The organism is Gilliamella sp. App4-10 (genome assembly GCF_001690495.1).
Classification (GTDB): domain Bacteria; phylum Pseudomonadota; class Gammaproteobacteria; order Enterobacterales; family Orbaceae; genus Gilliamella; species Gilliamella apicola_G.
In genome coordinates this window covers 47534-58021 of sequence record NZ_LZGS01000053.1, presented here as the reverse complement: position 1 = coordinate 58021, position 10488 = coordinate 47534, and the positions used below count along the sequence as shown (strand labels likewise).

The window sequence follows — 10488 nt, the reverse complement described above, 5'->3', positions numbered from 1 at the left end:
CTTAACACCATTACATCACAGTGGCGCTCGGCGTGGGTTTCAAAGCGAAACCAGATACCCACATCGGCCAATAAGCGTTGAATAAATTCAAGGTCACTTTCTTGCCACTGCGTGATAAACTCCCGCTCAGGATAGCTCTCTTTTAACTCTAGACGGTAATCAATGCCCGTTAAACCATGACTGCGCAGCACTTCTTCAACTACACTCACCACGCTTTGCTGTTGAAATATGGCACTATGTTGCCCAATAGCCAGCCGTGCTAAACACGAAGATAATACCACCTGATAATGAGCTTCCTCTTTATTGACCGATAACAGACTAAACTCAGTAATCACCCCATGCAAGGTGCGTTTATCATTCACCGACGGTAAGTCACTTAATGATGAGATTGTTGACATTACGCTTTGATACGGTTGATGGATAACAGGATTAAAAGAGAATGTGGCTTTTTGATTAAGCACTGAATCAATGGATAACGCTTTGTCAGAGCTGGTAAAAGTAATCACATAACGCCAAGGTTGATTTAACCGCTCATCACCGTCAACATACCAAACCGACAACGGCGAGCGCAGCCCTTCAACGGTTAAGCTATAGCGATTATGGCTGACGCCCCCTAAACCCGTCACTAAGCCGTCAACCCATCCTTCACCTAATTGACCGATTAAGTGATTATGCTCTCTCGCCATACTGTTTTCCCTTATATTTTTTTATTTAACCTTGCCGTTATTTATATTAGTTTTTTATTTTTCATTACTTATTTTATCTTTTACTGCTTGTTTTTTGCTGTTCTCTTTTTTTCCTCTTTTTGATGTCTTTTGGGTGGTTGTTTTTGCAACTTTTGTTGTTTCTATTAATTTAGTTTCCGTTATAGCCTTTTTAGCTTTTGTTTGCGTAACCTTATTTTGATTTGTTGCCCACTCAAGTACAATGCCGTCTTTTTCGTTAAAGTCGAGTTGTAACGTTAATGTTTGATTGTTGTGATTGTTAACCCGTTGTAATAGTTGGTTAGATATCACAGGTAAGATTTGTTGATTTAAAATACTATCAATATTACGTGCACCTGTATCTGGCAATAAACACGCAGAGACTAAGGTATCGTAAAATTTTTCACCAACATTAAACACAATTTTGTAGTGTTTTTGTAATCGGCTTGCGACTTTATTTAATTTCATTTCAACAATTTTGCGCAGTGCAACATCGTCTAAAGGTTTATAAATGACTGTTTGAAAACGCGCTAATAATGCTGGTTGAAAGTGTTCGCGTATAATAGGGCGCAATAATTCTTGCTGTGTTGCAATATCAGCATTTGGCATTTCATCAAATAATGCCATTAATTCATCGCTGCCTAGGTTAGAAGTCATTAATATTAAGGTATTACGGAAATCAATTTCACGTCCTTCACCATCTCGCATAAAACCACGATCGAATACTTGGTAAAATAGATTCAATACATCGCGATGTGCTTTTTCGATTTCATCTAATAAAACAACGCTATATGGACGTTTACGGACAGCTTCTGTCAATATACCACCCTGACCATAACCCACATATCCAGGTGGTGAACCTTTAAGTTGTGACACGGTATGGGCTTCTTGATACTCTGACATATTAATGGTGATAAGTGATTGTTCACCACCAAAGAGTGTATCAGCTAAAGCTAATGCTGTTTCGGTTTTACCTACACCAGATGGTCCAACTAATAAAAAAACACCCATTGGTGCATCTTCCGATGTCAGCCCTGTTTTTGCAGCACGAATCCGTTTTGCTATTTCAAATAATGCATTATTTTGACCTACTACACGCTGATGCAAATCATCTTCAAGCATTAGTAAATGGCTTTGTTCATCTTTTAATAAACTTTCTAGTGGTACACCTGTCCAATCAGAAATAACTGACGAAACGGTACGACTATCAACATCTAACGAGAGTAAAGGCGTACTGCCTTGTAGTGCAATGAGTTGCTGTTGTGTTTCTACCAATTGTTTTCGTATTTTTTTATCCGTTTTTAAAGTCAATTGTTTGCGTAGCTCAACCAATTTTTCAACAAGTTCTTTTTCTTTTTCAAATTGTGTTTGTTGGATGGTGAGTTTATTTTGTAATTCATTAAGTTGCAGATCTATTTCAGTTATACGATCGGGTAATAAATTTTCACCAAGCGCTAAATCTGCTTGTATAGCCTCTTTTTCTATCAAGAGTGCACCGATTTTGGCTTCAAGTTGAGTAATTATCTCAGGAATAGTGTCAAGCCCCATTCGTACGCGTGCAGATGCAGTATCTAATAGATCAACCGCTTTGTCTGGAAGCTGGCGTCCACTAATATAACGTCGTGAGAGCGATACTGCTGTTTTGACCGCTTCATCTAATATATGAACTCCATGGTGTTTGGCATAACGTGATTTTAATCCACGTAGCATAAGGCAGGCTCTTTCATCATCGGGTTCATCAACTTTAATAATCTGAAAACGACGCTCTAGTGCAGCATCTTTTTCAAAATATTGTTTATACTCAGACCATGTTGTAGCTGCAATAGTTCGTAGTTCTCCTCTAGCTAGAGCAGGTTTTAATAAATTTGCTGCATCAGCTCCACCTGCGGAATTTCCAGCGCCAATAATAGTGTGTGCTTCATCAATAAAAAGTAGTATTGGAGTCGATGATTGTTGAACAGCCTCAATCACATTTTTTAATCTTTGTTCAAATTCACCTTTGACGCCAGCACCCGCCTGTAGTAAACCAAGATCAAGCGTTAATATACTGACATTTTTTAGGTTTTTAGGTACGTTCCCTTCTGCAATACGCAGTGCCAGTCCTTCAACTAATGCTGTTTTACCTACACCAGGTTCTCCCACTAAGATTGGATTGTTTTTACGGCGACGAGATAAAATATCAATCATCTGCCTTATTTCATTATCACGACCAAACACAGGATCAATTTTACCTGTTTTCGCTTTTTCGGTAATATCTTCAGTAAATCGACTAAGGGCTGCTTGATAATATTTTTGCTGCACGGCTTGTTGTTGGTTATTTTCAGTATTAGCTGTTTGCGAATCCTGATTAGTATCAATTTTTAATTGTTCTGTATTATCGATATCATTATTTGAATAATGGCGGTATTGATTTATTGGGTTTTCGTCCGAAATTTTATCTAATTTGGTACGCATTTTTTGTAATGAAACAACGGATAAACTAAGCAGTTGCCACGCATCTTGTGCTTTTAAGCAATGAGGCATTTCTTGTAAGACTTGCAAAATATGTATCGAACGAATAACTTCTTCATGATCTTCAAGTGAGGCCTTGAGCCATGCTGACTGTAATACCGCAATCAATAATGACGATAAACTTGGTTTTGTATTAATCGTATGTGGTAATGTGTCTAAATAATTTAACAACCCTTGCCAAACTTTATCCATATCTAACTGATAATGCCTTGCAATAAATGTAATATCACCTGATCCTTGCTCTAATAATTTTAATAACCAATGTTCAAGTGTAATTTCGCTATGTGCTCTTGTTTGGCATAATTCTGCTGCCGCTTCAAGTGCTTTTGCACAATATGGATTAAGTCGCCTTAATAAAACAGAAGGATCGGCAATCATTACTATTCCTTTAATTATGTTATTGTTTATCAAAATATGTTGATTCTGTTATAACAACAGAATCAACAAAAATCACATTAGCCTCTACTTTCTACCCAGCTATCTGAATGGATGATGTTGCCATCTTTATAAGTCCAAGTGATTTTTTCATAACGTAATTCAATACGCTCTAAATGATTGTATTGTTCTTTTGTTGGATCCTTAACGTTGTGCATTTCAGGTTTAACAGAAACGACTTTTACGCCATCCATTAATGTATTGAAATATTCAACTTCTTGTCCTGCATCATTAATTTTGTACCATTTGATTTCAACAGACTTTAGGTTTTGACCTGTAGTTACTGCTTTGTAAAGGTAAGGTGATGAGGCATCAACTTCTTTAACAAATTCAAGTGCTTTGTGAACACGTGTTCCTGTTAATTTACCTGTATTACCATCTGTTGGAATGTAGACTTTGTGATCAAACTCAACCACTTCAACACTACCTTCACGCCCTACTACTGTCACAGAACCTTTAATTTCTGCACCACCATCGTCTTTTAAAAACATGTACGCTGGAACTGCCATTATTTTTACTCCTTTTTTGTTTTTGTTTAAAATATTTAGTTTTCATTTGCCAAAATACAATTTGACATTTGAGGAACTAAACTAATTTCTACTCGTCGGTTTTTTGCACGATCCTCTAAGGTATCGTTGCTAACTAACGGTTTTTTTGCTCCATACCCTTGTATAGCAAAACAGGTTTCAGGGATGTCACTGGTTTTTATAATCCAGTTACGTACCGCTGTTGCACGATCAAGTGATAATTGAATATTTTTATCTTTATCGCCCGTTGAGTCGGTATGCCCTGCAATTAAAATAAGCCACCCTGTGTTGTGATTAGCATTTATCTGTTTTTTCATCTCAACTAAAGCATTAATTAATACTTTGGTTGAATCTGATTTTAAGCTTGATTGACCACTTTCAAATAATGCTAAACTATCTAAACGAATCACAGGTGGTGGTTCTTTTGTGATAATTTCTTTTTCTTTGATAATAATTTTTTCTGGTTCTGGTGGTTTAGCCACATAATCACTCATAGACATATTTAATGGCTCAAGTAATTGTTGCCCGTGATAAAGCCCCATTCCAAAACGAACAGGTTCTCCTTGAGCTAAATATTCATTTAACATTGATCTATCTTCTTTGAGTTGTTCTAATGCTTGTCGCTTTTCTTCATAACTGTCCATCGATATCAAACGATAATGTTGAATATCATTTTGTATTTTTTCGGAAAGTTTAATATTGTTCCAGAACGATGCGCCCAAACATCCTATAATAAATAAAGATGTGATCGTGATTAAGCCACAAATCATCAAGCAAATAGGTGAAAAAGGGTAAGCTATTGGCATAAATTTAATTAAGGCATCTGGCGGACTTACGTTATCTTCGATTTTATGATTATTGGGAAGAGGTAAAGTCGTGATACTTTCCCATCTTTTTTGTATGATATTGTCGTTCACAATAGATTGATTTATGGGATAAATCGCCATTGCTGTCGGTTCACATTTTGCAATAGGTTGTTTTGTGTCAACTAATGTCGTTAATATGACAGTTTCAATCCAAGATTGTGTTTCGTTTAAAAAGGGTATTAATCGTAATCGTCTTTCTCTTTCGTGAGTGGGTATTTTTATATCATTAACCCAACTATCTAGTGGCGATAAATAGCGATCAAGTAAGAATAATTTGTGATCGACTAATTGAAACCATTGAACAGGTAATGAATTTTGTTCATCATAAATCAAATTATTTAGACCAATATGCGTCGATATGTATACAGGTAGTTGATATTTTGCAATTCGACATGTGTCTACCCATGATTGACGAAATGCTTGCAATTTAGCAATGAATATTCCTTGTTTGTCCTCAAGTTCAGGTACTAACGCAAGAAATATTCCAACTCGCCCTGTCATATCTGGCCATTTTGCGGTTAATGAATCATAAACGATAGGTAAGTGAGAATACTCATCAATATAGATCCAAACAGCTTCGGATGATACAACAATATTCGATTCCGCGAGTGATAAATCTTCGGGAAAAAAGTCTTTTGCTGCACTGCCTACGACCAATAAAATAGGTAAACGATAACGTTGTTTTGCAGGTAATAAATCAAGTTTTTGGGTTAAAAATTCTATATTTGTTGTTGATGATGCAAGCATTCGTCGATAGTTTTTCATCCGCCATAGTAATCCACCCACAACAACTAAGACTAAAAAAGCACCTATAATCTTCCAACCAATGGTTATTGGTAAAAAAACAAATAGTAATAATAGACTTAATATGACAGCATAAATAATTTGGATTCGTTTAGGGTAATCGCTCATAAATTTCCCTTAACCTACAATTTTTTTAATCAACATATCAAGTCGATAATCTAATACAAAGTAAAGAACAATAACTGAGAGAACTGATAATACCGTGCAAGATAACAACAACGTTTTGCGACCTAAATAACGATAAGTCTTAGTTTGTTCAATAATAGGATGAGATTGTTCTGGTTCATATTCTCGTACAGCTTCACGCAGTGCTAAAACCAAATGTTCTCGCTCCATCTGAGGTTTATCAAGGTAACATCCTTGAAAGCCAAGCCCTAGCACTCTGTCAAAGCAACTTAATACAATTGGATCTTTTTTATCCGCTTTTAAGCGTGTACGAATTTTTTCAAATAAATGATAACCGGCATTATGTGTATTAAAAAAGAGCACTTGTAGTGGTGCACCTAACCATTCATCATAGTCTTGGTTTTTGGGATTATCCCGATGGCAGAGTAATACTGTTTCATCTAATAATGCGCATAATGCATAGCTAATATCATCAATCACATCTTGGCTATATTGTGCGTTATATAATGTATCACGGACAGCCGTCACTTGCTGTTTACAAAGTTCATATAATTTATGCCCTGATGGAATATCTGCTTTCACTTTTAGTTGTACAACAACCAATATCGAATCTCGTAATAATTCATCAATGACTATTGTTTTTGGTTCTATACTCATAATCTTGACCCTATGATCGCAAAACCGCGAAAAGTTCTAATGAAATATCTGGCATTGCTCGTGGTACATAAAATTCACAACATCGCGTGAGCAACATATTTTTGGCAGCATCATGTGATAGATCCAGTGCAAAATATTGGTTTTCTAAGCGTATAGGTATTGCCGCAGGAACATGGCTAAGTGCTTTTATTGGGATCCCTGATAACGCTGAATGTATAATTTGCCTTACATCATCTGGCGCACCTGCTTTACATAATATTGGAAATTGTGATTGTAATTGGTGACCCGGCATACTTGAACGTACAGAAAGATAAAAGTCTGCATCTTCGACAAGACGAGAGTCATTTAAGCGACCAGTCCATAATGTGTCTTTGTCATGAACCAAATCAATTTTAATCACACGAGATGGTAAACTTTCTTCTAACAAGTTGCGCACTAAGCCAAATAATGGCGGAAAAACTTCATTAAGGTTAGTATGTTGATAAGCGGGAATGTTATCTACGTCATTTGTTAATGAAAATGTTAACAATGCACCCGTTAATGCCGTTAATGTTTGATAAAGGTTTTCAGGATGAATAGTTGGATTATCACGTAAAAACTTGAGTTGAGGCTCAAATGTGTTTAGTGCATTTAAAAGCCAAAATAGAGATACATCGGCTATCGCAAATTCAGCCATTTGATCATTACGTTCATGTCGCATTCCCATTAAACGCTGACGTTTAGCCTGCATTTGAATACATAAGAGCTCCAACTCTTTGATTAATGATCCACTTTGAGTAAATAAATTAATGAGGGGTGGAAGATAATCAAGATCAAGAACAAAACGACCATTTAGATCACGTTTAAGACATGCAATTGGGCATGTTAAATAATCACTATGATCTTCAAAATCAAATAAAAAAGTTAGTGCATAACGTTCAACAGCGATCGTCTCAGCATTTTGTCCAAACAAATCTGTTACATCTACCCATTCTTGCCTATAACGAAGCGGTCTTTCAATTTGTTGATTGTCTTGTAAACAATTACCCCCATTGGCCTGTAGCAATGGAATACCAACAAATACGGTAACGTCTTCACGTTCAGGTGGAATGTCTGTATTTAGTGTTCTAGCTTTTGGTAACGTATCTGCAGTGTCAGTGTTAATTAATACTCCATCACGAAAGCGAATACTAATTGATTCTGCCTGTAAGCGATCTATTGCCAATGCTTGTGTATCAATAACTAACTTTTCAATACCCCAAGGATTAGCTACTGCCATAGCAGCTAATTTTTGAGAGGAAAATTGTTGCCATAAAGCTTGTTGTTGAAATTGTTGAGGCGTCAGAAAGACGCCTTCATTCCATAAAGGACGAAAAATTTTCATGAATCCTACTCCCAGATTTTTTTGATATTAAGCTTTAGCTTTTGGCATCTGTGATACCATCGATAAATTAATATCCATTCCTTCAATCTGGAAATGTGGGATTAAAAATGTTTTAACACGGAAAAATCCTGGATTATCTTCAATATCTTCAACGATTACTTTTGCTTCTCGTAATGGGTGAGATGCTTGAACTTCATCACTTGGATCGGTCATTTCAGTGACAAGATTGCTGATCCATTTATTTAACTCAAGCTCAAGTACTCTACGATCTTTTGTTGTTCCAATATTTTCCCGTTGAATCACTTTTAAATAATGAGCGATACGTGATAGCAAGAAGATATATGGTAAACGTGAATTAATACGGCTATTTGCAGTCGCTTCTTTTGTATCATATAACGCTGGTTTTTGTGCTGAATTTGCAGAAAAGAAACAAGCGTAATCTCTATTTTTATAAAAAGAGAGGGGGATAAAACCTAAATTAGCAAATTCAAATTCACGTGTTTCAGGGATAAGAACTTCCGTTGGGATCTTGACTTGATTACCTGTACCTAAATCGTAGAGATGAATAGGTAAATCTTCGACTAGACCTCCAGCTTGAGGACCTCGAATTTGTACACACCAACCATTACGAATAAAACTTTGTACCATATTAGCGGCAAAAGCATATGAAGCATTTGCCCATAAATAACGGCTATGTTCAATGCCTTTAACATCTTCAATGTAGTTAAAACTACGAACGGGGACTGTATCTGGACCATAAGGTAAACGTGCTAATACTCTTGGTAATGTTAATCCAACATAACGTGAATCATCAGTTTCACGGAAACTATTCCATTTAGTATACTCCGCACGATCAAAGTAATTACCAATATCTTTGATTGCCGCGACTTCTTCCATCGTCTCTTTACCAAAGAATTTTGGACCAACTGAACTGACAAATGGCATATGTGCCGCTGCTGCTACTTTTGAAACATTACGTAACAAAGCAATATCTTGAGGACTACGATCGAATTCATAATTTGAAATAGTCACTCCGATTGGCTCTCCACCTGGCGTATCATATTCTTGAATATAAGTGTGTCGGTAAAAACCTGTTTGACTAATCTCTGGTGCGTCTTCAAAATCTTGGCGAAGCTCTTCTTTTGAAGCGTCTAATAACTCAATTTTTACATTACGTCGAAAATCTGTACGATCGACTAGAAATTTTAAACCTCGCCACGTTGCTTCAATTTCTTGAAAAGTTTCGTTATGCATAATTGCATCTAATTGTCGACTTAGTTTTTGGTCGATTTGGCTAATATGGTAATCCAATAAATGTTTATCTAGCTTTTCAACTTTTTGAGATGAGCTTTGAATCAACTTGAGCAAAATATCAACAGCCATCGTAACCCGTTCATCTTGTGAGGCCTCAAATAAGACTTCATTGTCTTCGTATTTATCTATCTCTCCTGTTTTTTGGATCGGGTTTAAATTTATTTTATTAAATAAAGATTGATAAACACTGCCATTATCTTCTAAAACAGTTTTATTTGCATTTTTTTGTTCTTTTTGTTCGCTCATCGCTTTTTCCTTATTGCTTATCAATAACGATATAATTTATTTCGAAAGTAACTGAGGTAATTTGTTAAAAACACTTATTTGGTGTTTTCAGTCACAATTGATTCTAATTCAGCTCGGAGCTCATCAGATAATTGTTCATCTTTTACTATTTTCTCTAGTTCGTAACGAAATGTAGCGTTATCTAGTAAGTTAGATTTCAAATCTCTTAATAGATTACGCATAGCAAGCAAAGAACGAAGTTGGGGAATGTTTCTTGCGACTTGTTCTGGTTTAAAATCATTCATTGATTCAAAAGCGAGATCTACACTAATATCACTACCATCATCAGCAATAGTATTCGGTACACTAATTTTGGCTGTAGGTCTGAATTCTTTTAATACAGCATCAAAATTATTTTTATTGATGGATACTTTTTCTTTTTCTGAAAGAGGACGTTTATCTTTGCCACGACCATAATCACCAATAGATAAAATTTTTAATGGTAATTCAACTTTCTTTTGAGCCCCACCAGTATGAAGATCTAGTTGAATATTGACACGAGCAGGGGGAACTTCGTTTTGATAACTATTTGACATATTCTATTCCTTATATAACCGATTATTATATGTAATCTAAAAAGATAAACATTTTAGCATAATAAATTACTTTATTTTTTCAAAAATTACAATAAAATTCAAAATATTATAAGCACTTAAAAAATAAGACATTATTACTTTAGATATCCAGTTTATTGGTTCTAGTGAAAGTTGCCCTCGTCAAATCACTGCTCATCATAAATGTGTTTATGGTATTTAATGCTATATGGAGTTAACGTCTGAAGTAGTTGAATTATTGACTGCCCTCGAAAAAAGAGCTTAAACAAGCAGCAAATTACCGCTTTGTTAATACGCTTGATAAGCCTCACTATCATGATTACACTGTAATGAATCAAAAAT

Annotated in this window: 8 protein-coding genes; all 8 read right to left on the bottom strand. The window is 35.7% G+C overall.

Annotated elements, in window-relative coordinates; genetic code table 11:
- On the bottom strand, positions 1-686 hold a 686-nt coding region (vgrG, locus tag A9G23_RS11095; protein WP_141674940.1), incomplete at its 3' end, for a type VI secretion system tip protein VgrG.
- Positions 687-740: 54 nt separating this feature from the next.
- The gene (gene tssH, locus A9G23_RS11090; RefSeq protein ID WP_065587669.1) at positions 741-3593 is read right to left on the bottom strand and encodes a type VI secretion system ATPase TssH; all 2853 of its coding nucleotides are present in this window, start codon (positions 3591-3593) and stop codon (positions 741-743) included.
- A gap of 77 nt (positions 3594-3670) precedes the next feature.
- Positions 3671-4159, bottom strand: coding sequence for an Hcp family type VI secretion system effector (locus A9G23_RS11085; RefSeq protein ID WP_065587668.1), 489 nt, complete (start codon positions 4157-4159; stop codon positions 3671-3673).
- Positions 4160-4194: 35 nt separating this feature from the next.
- Positions 4195-5955, bottom strand: a complete 1761-nt coding sequence (locus A9G23_RS11080; RefSeq protein ID WP_065587667.1) for an OmpA family protein — start codon at positions 5953-5955, stop codon at positions 4195-4197.
- A 9-nt stretch (positions 5956-5964) separates the two neighbouring features.
- Complete coding sequence (tssL, locus tag A9G23_RS11075; protein ID WP_065587666.1) at positions 5965-6630, bottom strand: type VI secretion system protein TssL, short form; 666 nt, start codon at positions 6628-6630, stop codon at positions 5965-5967.
- Positions 6631-6640: 10 nt separating this feature from the next.
- On the bottom strand, positions 6641-7993 hold the full coding sequence (tssK, locus tag A9G23_RS11070) for a type VI secretion system baseplate subunit TssK (protein ID WP_065587665.1): 1353 nt from the start codon (positions 7991-7993) through the stop codon (positions 6641-6643).
- A 27-nt stretch (positions 7994-8020) separates the two neighbouring features.
- Complete coding sequence (gene tssC, locus A9G23_RS11065; protein WP_065587664.1) at positions 8021-9553, bottom strand: type VI secretion system contractile sheath large subunit; 1533 nt, start codon at positions 9551-9553, stop codon at positions 8021-8023.
- Between the two features lie 74 nt (positions 9554-9627).
- Entirely contained in the window at positions 9628-10128 is a 501-nt protein-coding gene (tssB, locus tag A9G23_RS11060) for a type VI secretion system contractile sheath small subunit (RefSeq protein ID WP_065587663.1), read from the bottom strand.
- Positions 10129-10488: the final 360 nt, after the last annotated feature.